This window comes from Polynucleobacter sp. 35-46-11 (assembly GCF_002281105.1).
Window position 1 is genome coordinate 1 of record NZ_NCFJ01000041.1, and the last position, 15,831, is coordinate 15,831.

Annotated in this window: 12 protein-coding genes; all 12 read right to left on the reverse strand. The window is 46.3% G+C overall.

Annotation, left to right across the window (positions count from 1 at the left end):
• Positions 1-163 precede the first annotated feature (163 nt).
• Complete coding sequence (gene pyrC, locus B7Y67_RS05235; RefSeq protein WP_293597702.1) at positions 164-1,222, reverse strand: dihydroorotase; 1,059 nt, start codon at positions 1,220-1,222, stop codon at positions 164-166.
• A 2-nt stretch (positions 1,223-1,224) separates the two neighbouring features.
• On the reverse strand, positions 1,225-2,547 hold the full coding sequence (locus B7Y67_RS05240) for a glycerate kinase (RefSeq protein WP_293597703.1): 1,323 nt from the start codon (positions 2,545-2,547) through the stop codon (positions 1,225-1,227).
• 9 nt (positions 2,548-2,556) lie between these two features.
• Complete coding sequence (locus tag B7Y67_RS05245; RefSeq protein ID WP_293597704.1) at positions 2,557-4,380, reverse strand: ABC transporter ATP-binding protein/permease; 1,824 nt, start codon at positions 4,378-4,380, stop codon at positions 2,557-2,559.
• A gap of 24 nt (positions 4,381-4,404) precedes the next feature.
• Positions 4,405-4,848, reverse strand: coding sequence for a dihydroneopterin triphosphate diphosphatase (gene nudB, locus B7Y67_RS05250; RefSeq protein ID WP_293597705.1), 444 nt, complete (start codon positions 4,846-4,848; stop codon positions 4,405-4,407).
• Between the two features lie 22 nt (positions 4,849-4,870).
• Positions 4,871-6,670, reverse strand: coding sequence for an aspartate--tRNA ligase (gene aspS, locus B7Y67_RS05255; protein WP_293597706.1), 1,800 nt, complete (start codon positions 6,668-6,670; stop codon positions 4,871-4,873).
• Between the two features lie 16 nt (positions 6,671-6,686).
• The gene (locus B7Y67_RS05260; RefSeq protein ID WP_293597707.1) at positions 6,687-7,340 is read right to left on the reverse strand and encodes a DUF502 domain-containing protein; all 654 of its coding nucleotides are present in this window, start codon (positions 7,338-7,340) and stop codon (positions 6,687-6,689) included.
• A gap of 64 nt (positions 7,341-7,404) precedes the next feature.
• Positions 7,405-8,991: a ubiquinone biosynthesis regulatory protein kinase UbiB gene (gene ubiB / locus B7Y67_RS05265; protein WP_293597708.1), complete on the reverse strand. Its 1,587-nt coding sequence runs from the start codon at positions 8,989-8,991 to the stop codon at positions 7,405-7,407.
• A 6-nt stretch (positions 8,992-8,997) separates the two neighbouring features.
• A complete protein-coding gene (locus tag B7Y67_RS05270) occupies positions 8,998-9,615 on the reverse strand; it encodes an SCP2 sterol-binding domain-containing protein (protein WP_293597709.1) in 618 nt (205 codons plus the stop codon).
• A gap of 52 nt (positions 9,616-9,667) precedes the next feature.
• Positions 9,668-10,579: a Tim44 domain-containing protein gene (locus tag B7Y67_RS05275; RefSeq protein ID WP_293597710.1), complete on the reverse strand. Its 912-nt coding sequence runs from the start codon at positions 10,577-10,579 to the stop codon at positions 9,668-9,670.
• A 56-nt stretch (positions 10,580-10,635) separates the two neighbouring features.
• Positions 10,636-11,379 carry a bifunctional demethylmenaquinone methyltransferase/2-methoxy-6-polyprenyl-1,4-benzoquinol methylase UbiE gene (gene ubiE / locus B7Y67_RS05280; RefSeq protein ID WP_293597711.1) on the reverse strand — a complete coding sequence of 248 codons (744 nt, stop codon included), beginning with the start codon at positions 11,377-11,379 and terminating at the stop codon, positions 10,636-10,638.
• A gap of 26 nt (positions 11,380-11,405) precedes the next feature.
• Positions 11,406-11,795, reverse strand: a complete 390-nt coding sequence (locus tag B7Y67_RS05285; protein WP_293597712.1) for a DUF971 domain-containing protein — start codon at positions 11,793-11,795, stop codon at positions 11,406-11,408.
• Positions 11,795-15,634, reverse strand: a complete 3,840-nt coding sequence (locus tag B7Y67_RS05290; protein WP_293597713.1) for an FAD/FMN-binding oxidoreductase — start codon at positions 15,632-15,634, stop codon at positions 11,795-11,797. The genes B7Y67_RS05285 and B7Y67_RS05290 overlap by 1 nt, the downstream gene beginning before the upstream one ends.
• Positions 15,635-15,831: the final 197 nt, after the last annotated feature.

Below are 15,831 nucleotides of genomic sequence, written 5' to 3' on the forward strand. Positions count from 1 at the left end.
ACGTCACCGTGGATGGCCGTTAGCCATCACCCTTCCCTATGGAGTCCGGACTTTCCTCCCCCTCAATAAAGAGGCGGCGATTGCCCAATTGACTCTGCGACTGCAGTCTAACGCAGTCGCAGAAATTTATCTTAAAAACGCAATACGGGGAATCAGGATTGGCTTAAGCCAAAGTCCAAGCAATCGTCTCACCAGCGCGAAGCGGCACAATCGTGGCATCACCCAAAGGAAGTTCCGCTGGAATGCTTTGCGCTTGCTTTACCAAGGTAATTTTCTGGGTATTGCGTGGCAAGGAATAAAAATCTGGGCCAAAGAAACTGGCAAAGCCCTCAAGCTTATCTAGCTTAGCAACACTCTCAAATGCCTCAGCATACAAACCAAGCGCATTGAATGCGCTGTAGCAACCAGCACAACCACAAGCAGCCTCTTTGGCGCCCTTAGCATGGGGGGCACTATCAGTACCTAAGAAAAATCTAGGGCTGCCACTGGTTGCTGCTTCTAGCAAAGCAACACGATGCTCTTCACGCTTGAGAACTGGTAAACAATAATTGTGCGGACGAATCCCGCCAGCAAAAATCGCATTGCGATTCATCAACAAGTGTTGCGGAGTGATAGTGGCAGCTAAACTATTTTTTCCACTAGTTTGCGCATCACGCACATAGTGTGCAGCCTGCTTAGTAGTGATATGTTCGAACACAATCTTGAGTTCAGGAAAATCTTTGCGCAAAGGTTCTAGCACGTGATCAATAAATACCGCCTCGCGATCAAAGATATCAATCTCAAAGCTAGTCACCTCACCATGCACTAACAATGGCATGCCAACAGATTGCATCGCTTCGAGCGCAGCATAGCAACGCTTGATATCACTCACTCCAGCATCGCTATTGGTAGTAGCGCCAGCAGGATAAAGCTTGAATCCGACAATACCAGCAGCTTTTGCTTTGCGCACTTCATCTGCCGAAGTGTTATCGGTGAGATACAAAGTCATTAATGGAGTAAAGCTAGTCACGCCCAGAGATTGAAGATTTGCTTCAATCCGCTCTCGATAGGCATTTGCTAAATCAACTGTAGTCACTGGTGGCTTCAAGTTTGGCATGATGATGGCGCGCGCAAATTGACTCGCAGTATCTGCCAATACATCTTTCATGACTTCACCATCACGAATATGCAGATGCCAATCATCTGGCTGAATCAGTTGAATTTGTGTTGAGCTATTAGTCATAATTATTTATCAAGCAAGATGATGCGGAAATCATTCACATTCGTCAGTGTAGGGCCAGTTTCCACCAAAGCATCTAATTGCGCAAAAAAACCATAGCAATCGTGCTGCTCTAGGTACTGTGAAAGGATCAAGCCTTGCTTATTGGCAGCCTGGCGAATCTCGGGGGTAAACCACGCACCGGCATTCCTTTCATTGCCATCGATACCATCGGTATCTGCAGCCAAAGCGGAAATATTGAGTAAGTCTGTCGAGGCCGCAAAAAGTGACAGTAAATATTCGCTACAGCGACCACCGCGACCTTTTATTCCATTAGGAATGGTGACAGTACACTCACCACCCGAGATGAAGGCAATGGGTTTACTAGTCTTAGCCAGCAGATGCTGACGTGCTAAGGCTGCCTGCTCGATACCCACATCCCGAGCCTCACCAGTAATGGTGTCACCCAAAATCACTGGCTCGTAACCTTGTGTACGAACACAATCAGCCGCGGCCTCAAGACTCTTATAAGCAGTAGCAATCACATGATTGTTTACTAGAGTATTTTGTAAATCAGCTTCCTTTAGGGTCTCTGGAACCTCACCAGCAACACCGCACTGCAAGTGAGATAAAACAGATCTCGGAATAGAGTCTGGACCCAAATCATGTTTAGTCAAAATATTCAGAGCATCTTGATAAGTCGAATAATCTGGGGCACAAGGTCCACTGGCAATATCTGCAGGAGCATCTCCCGTAACATCAGAAATCAGCAAAGCCTCAACTCGTGCACCTCGTGCAATCGCCAGTCTTGCTAAATTGCCACCCAGAATTGCTGACAAATGTTTACGTACGACATTCATCTCTTCAATCGGCGCGCCAGAACGCAAGAGTGCTTCAGTCGTCTTACGCATATCGTCAATGCTGATGCCGGCTTGAGGAAAGGTGAGCAAACTAGACCCGCCCCCTGAAATCAACGCAATCAGAATATCGCCTTGATTCAACTCACTTACTAGGCGGTAGATTTCTTTGGCGCCATCCATGCCTGCTTGATCTGGCACAGGGTGGCCCGCTTCAATAATTTGGATATCACTGGTTGGAGAGTGGTGCCCGTATCGGGTCAACACTACACCCTCAAAAATTGCATTAGGCCAATGGCTCTTTGCATAAGACTCTAATGCAGTTGCCATAGACGCACTCGCCTTGCCTGCACCCACCACTAAACACCTGCCACTAGGCTCTGAACCTGGTGGAAAGATCTTGCTGAGATATTCAGGGATGATTTTCTTTGGGTCAGCAACTGCTAATGCGGCAGCAAAGGCATTTTTGAGAATGGTTTCTTGCTTGCTCATACAGATATTCTAATCAAGAGTACTTCGCTCTTGCATCTGCCACATCTCAGTATATCGACCATTGGCAGACAGTAACTCAGCATGTGTTCCACGCTCAATAATCTGGCCACGATCCATTACTAAGATTTGATCCGCATGAACAATGGTAGAAAGTCTGTGGGCAATGATCAAAGTTGTACGGTTTTTCGCGAGGCCAAGTAGTTCCTCCTGAAAGGCTCGCTCCGTTTTGGAGTCAAGCGCCGATGTTGCCTCATCAAAAATGAGCATCGCTGGCTTTTTAAGCAAAGTGCGCGCAATCGCCACACGTTGCTTCTCGCCACCTGACAACTTCAAGCCACGCTCACCTACTTGGGTGTCATAACCATCTGGAAGATGTTTGATAAAACGATCGATCTGCGCAGCTCTAGCAGCCTCATGCACTTCTTCAATCGACGCATTGGGATTGCCATATGCAATGTTGTAACCAATCGTGTCATTAAACAGCACTGTATCTTGTGGAACGATGCCAATCGCCTTACGCAAGCTGGATTGAGTGACATCCACAATATTTTGATCATCAATCAAAATTTTTCCGGATTGAACGTCATAAAAACGAAACAGCAAACGAGCCAAAGTGCTCTTACCCGCACCGCTCTGACCCACCACTGCAGTAATCGTTCCCGCCGGGATTTTAAAACTCACGTCTTTCAGAATCTCACGCTTAGCATCGTAATGAAAAGAGACATTCTCAAAACGAACATCAGGTCCACGACCTTGATTGCTAATAATTAAAGACTTCGCATTAGGCGCATCAGCAATCTCCTTCTCCGTATTGAGGAGCGAGAACATACGGTCCATATCGGTCAGAGCCTGCTTAATCTCGCGATAGATCACCCCTAAGAAATTCAATGGAATATACAACTGAATCATCAGGGTATTAACCAAAACTAAATCACCCAAGGTCATGGATCCATCAATCACACCTAAGGTCGCACGCCAAAGTATGAGAACTAAACCGACCGCAATAATAGTTTGCTGCCCAAAATTCAGAACCGCTAAGGATTTCTGGGATTTAACGGCAGCAGCTTGATAGCGCACCAAATTTTGGTCGTAGCGACTGGCTTCAAAAGCCTCATTACTAAAATACTTTACGGTTTCAAAATTGAGGAGGGAGTCAATCGCCTTCTGATTGGCCTTGGAATCCATGTCATTCATGGTGCGGCGGAAATGGGTGCGCCATTCAGTCACTACCACTGTGAAAACTATATAAAGGACTAAGGCAACCAGTGTAATAGCAGCAAACCAAATATCGTATGCATAAGCTAAGAATCCAAGCACCAAACAAAATTCAATGAGGGTTGGCAGGATGCTGTACAGGGAATAGGAAATTAGCGACTGAATACCACGGGTACCGCGCTCAATGTCTCTACTAACTCCGCCGGTCTGACGAGCCAAATGAAAACTCAGCGCTAAAGAATGTAAATGTTCAAAAACTTGAAGGGCTACTTTACGCACCGCATTTTGGGTGACGCGCGCAAAAAGGGATTCACGCAACTCAGTAAAAATTGAGGCAGAGATTCTTAAAAGGCCATAGGCCAGTATCAATCCAGCGGGGACTACTAACAAGACCTGTGGAGAATCTGCCTTGATATTGAGAGTATCAATTAATTGCTTCATCAAAATCGGAATACCGAGGTTGGTAACCTTAGCAGCCACTAAGCATGTCAGAGCAATCGCTACCCTAATCTTATATTCCAGTAGATAGGGAAGTAAATCGCGAATGACCTTCCAATCACTACCCTGTGAAGGATTGGAAGCCGCTGCCGAATGGTGATGCCCTGATGAATGTCTCATCGCTCTATCTTAGTCACTTCTGCACTAAGGCGCAGAGAACAATTGCAGAATGGCCTCACCATTGCTGGGAGAAAAACATTGAGTAGCAGCCTCTGCAAATGGCAGCCATTGATAAGCGACATGCTCCCTAGGAGCTAATTGGACCTGAGTAACATCTGGCACCAGCAGTGAAAACCAATTCTCGGTATTTCTAGTCACCCCAGGGGCATAGCGAAGACGCCACTGTGGATAAATCTCGTACTCGATTTGATGGTGCATATCTTGCAAAGAGTTTGCCGGTAGTGATTTGACATCGATGCCAGTTTCTTCAAGCACCTCACGTGCAGCAGCCACATTGAGATCTTCATCAAGAGAATCCACGCTACCTGTCACAGATTGCCAGAAGTTGGTTTTATCAGCCCGCTCTATTAGCAAGACCTCCCCATTCGATTTGTAAATAACAACTAAAACCGAAATGGGGATTTTCAAGATACTTTAAATACTTTCTTACTTAAGCGGCTGGAGTAGCTTGGCGCAAGCGGATATGCAGTTCTTTTAGCTGACGCTCATCTACTGGGCTAGGAGCCTGAGTGAGCAAGCACTGTGCACGTTGCGTTTTAGGGAAGGCGATCACATCACGAATAGACTCAGCACCAGTCATCATGGTGACGATACGATCCAAACCAAACGCAATACCACCATGCGGAGGCGCGCCATATTGCAGGGCATCTAATAAGAATCCAAACTTAGCCTGCGCTTCTTCAGCACCAATCTTCAATGCACGGAATACTTGACTCTGAACCACCTCTTGGTGAATACGGACTGATCCGCCACCAATCTCACTACCATTTAAAACCATGTCATAGGCTTTAGCTAAGCACTTACCTGGATTCGACTCAAGATACTGCATGTGTTCATCTTTAGGGCTTGTGAACGGATGGTGACATGCAACCCAACGGGCGTTGTCTTCATCGTACTCAAACATTGGGAAATCCACTACCCATAATGGCTTCCAAGCTTCGGTGGAAAGACCATGCTCTTTACCCCAAGCGGAGTGGCCAATCTTCAGGCGCAAACCACCGATAGCATCATTGACTACTTTTTCTTTATCAGCACCGAAGAAAATAATGTCCCCATCTTTAGCGCCAGTGCGCTTCAAGATGCCTTCAATAGCAGCATCATGCAAGTTCTTCACGATTGGTGATTGCAAGCCGTTACGACCTTCGGCAACTGAGTTCACTTTGATCCATGCTAAACCTTTGGCACCATAAATCGCCACAAATTGTGTGTAATCATCAATTTCACTACGACTAATCTCAGCACCACCAGGTACGCACAAACCAACTACGCGGCCACCCTCTTGGTTTGCTGCACCAGAGAACACTTTGAAATCGACATCCTTCATTAAGTCAGTCAATTCAGTAAATTCAAAATTCACACGCAGGTCTGGCTTGTCTGAACCAAAGCGCGCCATACCTTCTGAATAAGGCATTGTTGGGAATGGGTTTGGCAACTCGACATTCATCGTGGTTTTGAAAATATGACGGATCATGTTTTCAAATAACTCACGAATTTCTAATTCATCTAAGAAGGCTGTTTCACAGTCGATCTGAGTAAATTCAGGCTGACGATCAGCACGCAAATCTTCATCACGGAAACACTTGGTAATTTGGTAGTAACGATCAAAGCCAGCCACCATCAGTAACTGTTTAAACAACTGAGGAGACTGTGGCAAAGCAAAGAACTGGCCATCATGAACGCGTGAAGGAACTAAATAGTCGCGAGCACCTTCAGGAGTGCTCTTAGTCAACATGGGTGTTTCAATATCGATGAAGCCTGCAGCATCTAAGTAGCGACGGCATTCCATGGCCACGTTGTAACGCAAGCGCAAATTCTTTTGCATTTGCGGGCGACGCAAATCCAGAACGCGATGGGTTAAGCGAGTGGTCTCAGATAAATTCTCATCTTCCAATTGGAATGGAGGCGTAATCGACGCATTCAAAATAACCAGGCTATGGCAAAGCACTTCAATCTTGCCGCTGACCAAATCATTGTTCTCAGTACCAGCTGGACGCGCACGCACCAAACCTTTAATCTGAATACAAAACTCATTACGAACCTGCTCAGCCAATGCAAACATCTCTGGGCGATCTGGATCGCACACTACTTGCACAAAACCTTGATGATCACGTAGGTCAATAAAAATCACGCCACCGTGGTCACGGCGACGATTCACCCAACCCGAGAGAGTAATTTCTTGACCAATAAGTGATTCAGTTACCTGACCGCAGGTATGGCTTCGCATCGACATAACAATTTCCTATAAATCAAAGATGATGGTTTGACCTAATAGCGGTCAAACCAGTTGAACTAGTTGGGGGAACCGATCCCATTGAAACAATATGCTTGAGCGCCTCTTCAACACTCATCTCCAATTCAATGGTGTGCGCACGTGGGACGATCATAAAAAATCCAGAAGTTGGATTTGGCGTGGTTGGTAGAAATACGTTGACGTAGTCCTCACCCAGCTTCGCAGCAACTTCTATTGCTGGCATGCCAGTCTGAAATGCAATCGCCCAAGAATCTGCATGGGGATAGCGAATTAATAATGCTTTGCTAAAAGCTTGTCCGCTTCCAGAAAATAAGGTCGAAGATACTTGCTGCACACTGGAATAAATGGATCGAACGATTGGAATGCGGTTCATAAACCGATTCCACACCTTCATCCACCACTGACCTGCAAAACTGATTGCAAGTAGCCCAGTAATCATGATGACTGAAACAACAATCAGAATACCTACACCCGGCAATTCACGGAAATGCTGCAAATCACCAGCAAACTGATTGGGGAATACAGCAATAATGGCGTGCATTACAGAGCCAAAAACACCGTCAAGCAAGCCAAGACCCCATGCAATCACCCAAATGGTGATTGACATCGGTGCCCACACCAGAATGCCTGCGATAAAGTATTTTTTCATGTGCCTATGCTTGCGCTTTGCCTAACCTGGCATTTTAGCGGTTTAAGCGCTGGTAGGCGACAGACTAGTAAAGACCGAGGCCGATTATCAGAATCCCAGCCAAAAAGCCCCCTGCAAACAGCAGAGCACCCACCAAAAGGCGATGCGTGCGTCTTTCCTGCAATAAAAGGCCTTTTAAGACCTCTAATTCAAGATTTTGATCCTTTTGTGGAGCGCGCCCTTGAGCCAAACTCTCTGCAATTAGGCGGGGTAAGGTTGGCAATATCTGCGCCCAGCTAGGAGCTTCAGTCTTAATACCATCGACCAAAGCCCTCCAGCCCAACTGCTGACTGATCCATTTTTCTAAAATTGGCTTGGCAGTTTTCCAGAGATCTAGATCTGGATCGAGCTGACGAGCAAGCCCCTCAACATTCAACAAAGTCTTCTGAAGCAAAGTGAGTTGCGGCTGAATTTCCACCTTAAAGCGGCGTGAAGTTTGGAATAAACGCATTAATACAATACCCAGGGAGATCTCTTTTAGAGGGCGATCAAAGTAAGGCTCACAAACAGATCGAACCGCACCTTCAAGTTCCTCAACTCGCGTATTAGCAGGAACCCAACCAGACTCGATATGCAGTTCAGCAACACGACGGTAATCGCGATTAAAGAAAGCCAGGAAATTTAATGCCAGATAACTTTTATCAGACTGACTCAATGCACCAACAATACCGAAATCCAAAGAGATAAATCGGCCAAATGTTTCTGGCTCAAGACTGATCATAATGTTGCCAGGATGCATGTCCGCATGAAAGAACCCATGCTCAAATACTTGGGTAAAGAATATTTCTACTCCATCTGCAGCAAGCTTTTTGAAGTCAACACCAGCAGCACGCAATTCCGCAGTGCGCCCAATCGAAATGCCATCCATCTTTTCCATCACGATGACATTGGTATGACACAAATCCCAATACATCTCAGGAATCATTAATTTTTTAGAGTCTACAAAATAGCGGCGTAACTGACTTGCATTTGCTGCCTCACGCATGAGATCCAATTCATCATGTAAGTGAGTATCAAATTCAGCAACGTTTTCACGCGGCTTTAAGCGGCGTCCGTCCTCAGACAATCTCTCAATAATTTTTGCCAGGTCGTACAGCAAAGCAAGATCACCATCAATGATTGGCAAAATACCTGGGCGCAAAACTTTGACTGCGACTGGGCGACCTTCCCACTCTGGATGCTTCTGGGTCCCACGCAATAAAGCAAAGTGTACTTGGGCTACAGAGGCACTGGCTACGGGGGTTGCATCGAAACTGATAAAGACTTCTTCGATTGACTGCCCCAGCGCCTGCTCAATCAATCGACAGGATTCATCATTTGAAAATGGCGGAACCTGGTCTTGTAACTTCGCTAATTCATTAGAAATATCTTCTGGCAATAAATCACGTCGAGTAGAAAGTACTTGTCCGAATTTCACAAAGATTGGACCCAGCGCTTCTAGTGTTAAACGAATACGCTCACCCCTAGGTAAAGACTGGCCTGGAGAGGTCCAACAAATGACGGTCAACACACTGCGACGAATACCGGGCTTTAAAATATCGCGTAGCAATGGCAACATGCCGTAGCGCCATGCGGTGAAGAAAATAAAAGATAGACGAGCTAGACGACGCACAATGAATTAACCTTTTCGCTCTAAAAGTTGGATGCGTTTTTCTATACGATCAACCGAATCACGCAATGCGCTCAACTCATTCTTACGAATTAAAAAATCTCGTTTATTCAACAGTACTTTTCTTTCTTCACTGACGTACTCAATGACATTTTCAAGTAGATCAGTAGCTGCCGATCTTCCAGCAGAAACCCATTTCTTACCTTGGCGCACCGCAAAATTAGCAGGCGCATCTCCAATGAAACGCGCTAGATCCTCTTCATACTCCCAGCGAATTTGGCCCGCTAGGCGACCCAATAATTGCGCCAAGTCAGCATCACCAGTAATTCTGACTGACTTCATTGCCTGCTCTCGCAAATTACCCGGACCGCCAGCTAAAGTACTTAGTACCTCAGGAGAGACTTCCAACTCAAGAGTTGGAGCATTAATATTGGTTACGGCAACCAAAGAACCCTCGGACGCTATCTCAAAACACATGTTACCGATTGGCAAGCCTAGCAAAATCACTTTGCCAGCATGACGAGCCAATTCTGCCATAGCCCATGGCTCTGCCCGAAGGACATGATTGATTCCTCGACAAGCAGCTGAGGCTGCAATAGGGTGAGTGACAGGAGAAGCGGTGGTCATAAGTGTAAAAAACCCGCACAAGTGCGGGCTTTCAGTGGAAAGTACCTCAAGCTTAAACTAACTGAGAAATACCCGCCAGTACCCAGCCCCCCGGACCGTTTACCGGCTTGCTTAGGTTCCAAATTTCAGAGAAGTTATTTGCCTGTGCGCCTGCTTGCTCACGAATCATGCCTGTGAACTGCACGCTACAGTAATAAACATTGTCAGTTGTCTCAATGCCAAGCAGTTGCGCATTGAGCGTAACCACGTCAGTTTGATTGGAACTATCAGCGCGACCAGATAAGTCTTGTTCGATAGTCGCAAACATCTCTGGCGTTGTGTATTCACGCAGGGCAGATAAATCGCCCTGATCCCAAGCCTTTTGAAGGGTTGAGAAATATTGCTTCGCGTTATCCAAGAATGCATATTCATCAAATCCTGGCGGCAACGTTGATTGCAAGGGTGCAGGCTCAGCAGCAACACCGCCAAATGCATTTGCAGCTGGTGTAAATGCAGGCTCCTGTCTAGGGGCTTGATCCATATTGGCGCGCTGCATTCCTTGCGAGGTGACTTGAGGACCTTTGTTGGCGCCAGATAAGGCAGGCATCATTCTTCTCATCACAAACATGATGCCAAAGCCTGCTAAAACAGCAATCAACAATCCAGTAATTAATGAGGATGCTGCTTCACCCAAACCAAAATGAGATAAGAGATAACCAATGCCCAGTCCAGCAGCAAGACCGCCTAGGATTCCACCCATACCGCCAAAACGACTAGGTGTTGGCGCTTTAGGGGCTGCTGCCGGTGTAGCTGGTTGCGCCTGTTGAGTTGGCTTTTGTACAGGAGCAGCTTGTTTTTGCATTGGCGCACTTGGTGCCTTACCAATACTTCTACCACCGCCTAAACGGGCAGCATCAGCATGACCAACAGTGGCAAATATTAAGCTAACACTTAATAAAACTGCTTTGAAAAAATGCTTATTCATCTTTTTATCTCCTATGGAACCACTTTAATTCTGGACTGCTAGAAACTACAAATTCACTAGTATTTAATACCAATATGAAGAGCAACAATACCACCAGTCATTCTATGGGTATCCACTTCATCAAAACCGACCCCCAACATGATTTCCTTGAGGGTTTGCGCATCTGGATGCATACGAATGGATTCAGCTAAATAACGGTAGCTCTCGGAATCTTTGGCAATTTTTTCACCTAACCAGGGCAATACCTTGAATGAGTAAGTGTCATAAACCGGTTGTAAAAATGCATCCGGCTTAGAGAACTCCAACACCAACACTCGACCACCTGGCTTAATCACACGCAACATCTCTTTTAAGGCAACATCTTTGTGAGTCATATTGCGCAGACCAAATGCCACCGTCACGACATCAAAGTGATTTGCAGGAAAGGGAATTTTTTCTGCATCAAACTGAACGCAGGGCAAAGCCAAGCCTTGATCTAGTAGGCGGTCACGACCAACACCCAACATGGATGCGTTAATGTCACTTAACCATACTTGAGCTTCCGAGTTATGACCCCAAGCAGCTGCACGCGCAAAGGCAGCAGCCAAGTCACCCGTACCACCGGCAATATCTAATACTTTTTGGCCGGGGCGAACTTGAGCGCGAGCAATGGTCACCTTCTTCCACAAGCGATGGAGGCCAAATGACATCAAGTCATTCATGACATCATATTTGCTAGCTACAGAATGAAATACCTCTGCGACCTTACCTGCTTTTTCTGCTTCATCAACGCTTTGGTATCCAAAGTGAGTCTTACTCATATTCTTCGCTTTATCTAATTGAATGCTCAATGACTACCGCAGGCTTTACCGCCAGCAACACTCATTGGAGCATCGCGGTCTAGGCCAGCAGCAGCCAATTTATCCAAATGCTCTTTCCACAAGGCTTCGTGGTTCTCGCATAAAAATTGTAGGTAATCCCAAGAGTACAAACCAGAATCATGCCCATCCGAGAAAGAAGGCTTTAGTGCGTAATGGCCTACCGGCTCAATATTAGCGATGAGCACCTCACGCTTGCCGGTTTGTAAGGTCTCTTGCCCAGGGCCATGACCCTGGACTTCAGCAGAAGGAGATACCACTCTTAAGAATTCAAAAGGTAGGCGGTAGGTATTGCCATTCTCATAAGCGAGTTCCAAAACTTTTGACTGCTGATGTACTACAACATTAGTTGGAATCATTAAACCAATACCCTCTCGATACCACCTTGATTTGCCTTAGCTACATAGTCTTGCATCCAATCAGGGCCCAATAATTTTTGCGCCATTTCAACCACGATGTAATCTGCAGTCGTATCACTATCAGCATCAAATCGAGTAAGGCCTTGCAGGCAGGATGGGCAACTTGTTAGCACTTTGACATCGCCAGTGAAATCATCTTTACGTAATTCATTGGCAGCCTTCTCCATTTCAATCTGCTTGCGGAAGCGGATTTGCGTAGAAATGTCAGGTCGCGATACCGCAAGAGTTCCCGCCTCACCGCAGCAACGATCATTCTTCTGAATAGCTTGACCATCTTCTAATTGAATGAGCTCATTCACCGTCTTGAGTGGATCTTGCAACTTCATTGGAGAGTGGCATGGATCGTGGTACATGTATTTCACGCCAGTCACATTTGAAAGCTTGACGCCCTTCTCAAGTAAATACTCATGAATATCCACAATACGGCAGCCTGGGAAAATCTGCTCAAACTGATAACCCGCTAACTGGTCATAGCAAGTACCGCATGAAACTACGACAGTTTTGATATCCAAGTAATTCAGTGTATTGGCAACGCGATGAAAGAGAACGCGATTGTCTGTAATCATCTTCTCCGCTTTATCAAAGTCACCATTACCGCGCTGTGGGTAACCACAACATAAGTAGCCCGGCGGCAATACGGTCTGTACACCCACATTCCACAGCATTGCTTGCGTAGCTAAGCCTACCTGCGAGAACAAACGCTCAGAGCCGCAACCCGGGAAATAAAATACTGCCTCTGTATCGGCAGAGGTTGTTTTTGGATCCCGAATAATTGGAACATAATCCGCGTCTTCAATATCCAAAAGTGCACGCGCAGTTTTCTTCGGTAAGTTGCCAGGCATCTTCTTATTAACAAAAAAGATGACCTGCTCTTTTATGGTCGGCTTAGTGACGGTTGCAGGAGGGTGCGCAGTTTGCTTGCGTGCCAACTTACGGAACACATCATTACCCAAGCGCTGAAGCTTATAACCCCAACCAATCATGGTCTTACGAGCCAACTTGATTGTGTCTGGATCGGTAGCATTCAAGAAGAGCATGGATGCTGCTGTTCCAGGATTAAAGCGCTGCTGACCCATCTTGCGCAACAAGTTACGCATGTTCATGGTGACATCACCAAAATCAATTTTGACTGGGCATGGCGTCAAACACTTGTGACATACAGTGCAATGTGCTGCGACGTCATCAAACATTTCCCAATGACGAATCGATACACCACGACGCGTTTGCTCTTCGTATAAGAAGGCTTCTATCAGCAACGAGGTTGCCAAAATTTTGTCACGCGGGCTATAAAGCAAATTAGCGCGAGGCACATGTGTAGAGCAGACCGGCTTGCACTTACCGCAACGTAAACAATCTTTCACGCTATCCGCAATCGCACCGATATCACTCTGCTGCATGATGAGGGACTCATGACCCATCAAGCCAAAGCTCGGGGTGTAAGCAATGCTGAGATCCGCATGCGGCATTAATTTGCCCTTATTGAAGCGGCCCTCAGGATCTACGCGCATTTTGTAAGCACGGAAATCTTTGAGCTCTTCCTCAGTCAAATATTCAAGCTTCGTAATACCAATGCCATGCTCACCAGAAATAACACCATCTAGTGAGCGAGCTAATTTCATAATCCGGTCGACTGCACGATGTGCATCTTGCAACATCTCGTAATCATCTGAATTCACTGGAATATTGGTATGCACATTACCGTCACCAGCATGCATATGCAGCGCTACAAACACACGCTTACGTAAGATATTTTTATGGATCGCTTCTAGCTCATTGATGATGGGCTCGAATGCTAGGCCGCCAAAAATGATTCTGAGCTCAGCACGAACTTCCGTCTTCCATGAAGCTCTCAAACTGTAATTCTGCAGATCCGGGAAATACGTATCCATCCGCGTAAGCCAGTCTGACCAACGCGCCCGTACCTTAGTAATCAGCTCTAGCGCTTGCTGGACACGATCACCTAAGATTTCAGCACTAGGGATCTCATAGTCTTCGTCATTCTTACCAAGCGGCAACGCGCTCTTTGTCAAAAATACTTCGAGGCCATCTAAAACTTGTAATTTGTTTTTAAGAGAGAGTTCGATATTGATACGCTCAATACCTTCGGTGTACTCACCCATACGCGGCAATGGAATGACTACGTCTTCATTAATCTTAAAAGCATTGGTATGTCGAGCAATTGCAGCAGTACGAGCACGATCTAACCAAAACTTCTTGCGCGCCTCAGCGCTAACCGCTACAAAGCCTTCGCCTACACGATTGTTGGCCATACGGACAACTTCACTGGTCGCAGCGGCTACGGCCTCTTCATCATCACCAGCGATATCCCCAATCAACACCATCTTTGGCAAAGCATTACGTTTGGACTTAGTGGAATAACCAACTGCCCTCAAATAGCGATCATCCAAATGCTCTAAACCAGCAAGGATTGGTCCACCATTCTTGCTCAAGCCATCAAGGTAAGCTTTGATTTCTACAATGCTTGGAATGGCCTCTTGCGCTTGGCCAAAAAACTCCAGGCAAACCGTGCGCATGAATTTAGGCATGCGATGCAAAATCCAAGTAGCGCTCGTAATTAATCCATCGCAACCTTCTTTTTGAACGCCAGGTAAGCCTGATAAAAACTTATCAGTCACATCCTTACCCAAGCCCTCTTTACGGAAGCTCTTACCTTCCACTTCCAAGGTTTCTGTTTTGAGAATGCGTTCGCCTGGCTCACTCAAGCCATCAGACCAAGTCAGTTGAAATAGTACTTTTTCTACAACGTGAATTTTTCCAAGATTGTGATCGAGACGTTCGACATCAAGCCAATTACCCTCTGGATCGACCATGCGCCAGCTGGCTAAGTTATCGAGTGCAGTGCCCCACAAGACCGCCTTCTTACCACCAGCGTTCATGGCAATATTGCCACCAATACAACTTGCATCAGCTGAAGTAGGGTCGACTGCAAAGACCAACCCAGCACGCTCTGCAGCATCTGAAACTCTCCGGGTTACAACACCAGCGCCGGTAAAGATCGTAGATACTTCATGATCAACACCCGGCAAACGTTTGAGCTGGACGGCATCGATTTGCTCAAGCTTCTCAGTATTAATTACTGCTGACATAGCGTAGAGAGGAATTGCGCCACCGGTATAACCCGTGCCACCTCCACGCGGAATAATAGTTAAGCCTAATTCAACACAAGCCTTAACCAGGCCGGGAATCTCAGATTCGTAATCCGGCTTAAGAACAACCAGCGGAAACTCAACACGCCAGTCCGTAGCATCAGTCACATGTGCCGCACGTGAGACGCCATCAAAACAAATATTGTCAGCAGCAGTAATGCGACCAAGTTCCTTACGGGCGCGCTTACGAATTTCTGCAACCACTTTAAAGCCCTGTTCGAAACTTTCAACCGCGCGATGTGCAGCTTCTAATAAAACCTGAACCTGTTCAGCAGATTCGCCGCTAGATCTCTTCTTCACTTCGCCAAGACGGTGCCATAAAGCGTCAATTAACAATTGACGGCGATTAGCGCTATCCAATAAGTCATCTTGCAAGAAGGGATTACGTTGAACAACCCAGATATCACCCAAAACCTCGAACAACATGCGAGCTGATCGGCCAGTACGGCGAACGCCACGTAAGTCATTCAGAACGCGCCAGGACTCCTCACCCAACAGGCGAATAACGATTTCACGATCGGAAAAGGAGGTGTAGTTGTAGGGAATTTCGCGAAGGCGGGGTGAACCCGCTTCGGCATCCAACAACTGGTTCAAAGCTAATGGAGCGTTCATAGCGTCATATTTGATAAATATGCATTTTAATTGAGGGATCTTGATATTGGCAGGAAACCAAGAAAGATGTTGATCTAAGGCGATAAACCCTTGCAAATCTAAGGGCTTAGAGCCCATTCATGGTACGCTCATCGCATGGCAACGAACTATTTAAAGAAAATTTTATCGGCCCGAGTCTACGATGTGGCCAGGGAAAC

Excerpts from the sequence above, each read along its gene's own strand:
- B7Y67_RS05285 (WP_293597712.1), bottom strand. The coding sequence starts at position 11,795 with ATGATTCCAACTAATGTTGTAGTACATCAGCAGTCAAAAGTTTTGGAA.
- B7Y67_RS05245 (WP_293597704.1), bottom strand. The coding sequence starts at position 4,380 with ATGAGACATTCATCAGGGCATCACCATTCGGCAGCGGCTTCCAATCCT.
- B7Y67_RS05260 (WP_293597707.1), bottom strand. The coding sequence starts at position 7,340 with ATGAAAAAATACTTTATCGCAGGCATTCTGGTGTGGGCACCGATGTCA.
- B7Y67_RS05240 (WP_293597703.1), bottom strand. The coding sequence starts at position 2,547 with ATGAGCAAGCAAGAAACCATTCTCAAAAATGCCTTTGCTGCCGCATTA.
- B7Y67_RS05290 (WP_293597713.1), bottom strand. The coding sequence starts at position 15,634 with ATGAACGCTCCATTAGCTTTGAACCAGTTGTTGGATGCCGAAGCGGGT.
- B7Y67_RS05270 (WP_293597709.1), bottom strand. The coding sequence starts at position 9,615 with ATGACCACCGCTTCTCCTGTCACTCACCCTATTGCAGCCTCAGCTGCT.
- aspS (WP_293597706.1), bottom strand. The coding sequence starts at position 6,670 with ATGTCGATGCGAAGCCATACCTGCGGTCAGGTAACTGAATCACTTATT.
- B7Y67_RS05275 (WP_293597710.1), bottom strand. The coding sequence starts at position 10,579 with ATGAATAAGCATTTTTTCAAAGCAGTTTTATTAAGTGTTAGCTTAATA.
- pyrC (WP_293597702.1), bottom strand. The coding sequence starts at position 1,222 with ATGACTAATAGCTCAACACAAATTCAACTGATTCAGCCAGATGATTGG.
- ubiE (WP_293597711.1), bottom strand. The coding sequence starts at position 11,379 with ATGAGTAAGACTCACTTTGGATACCAAAGCGTTGATGAAGCAGAAAAA.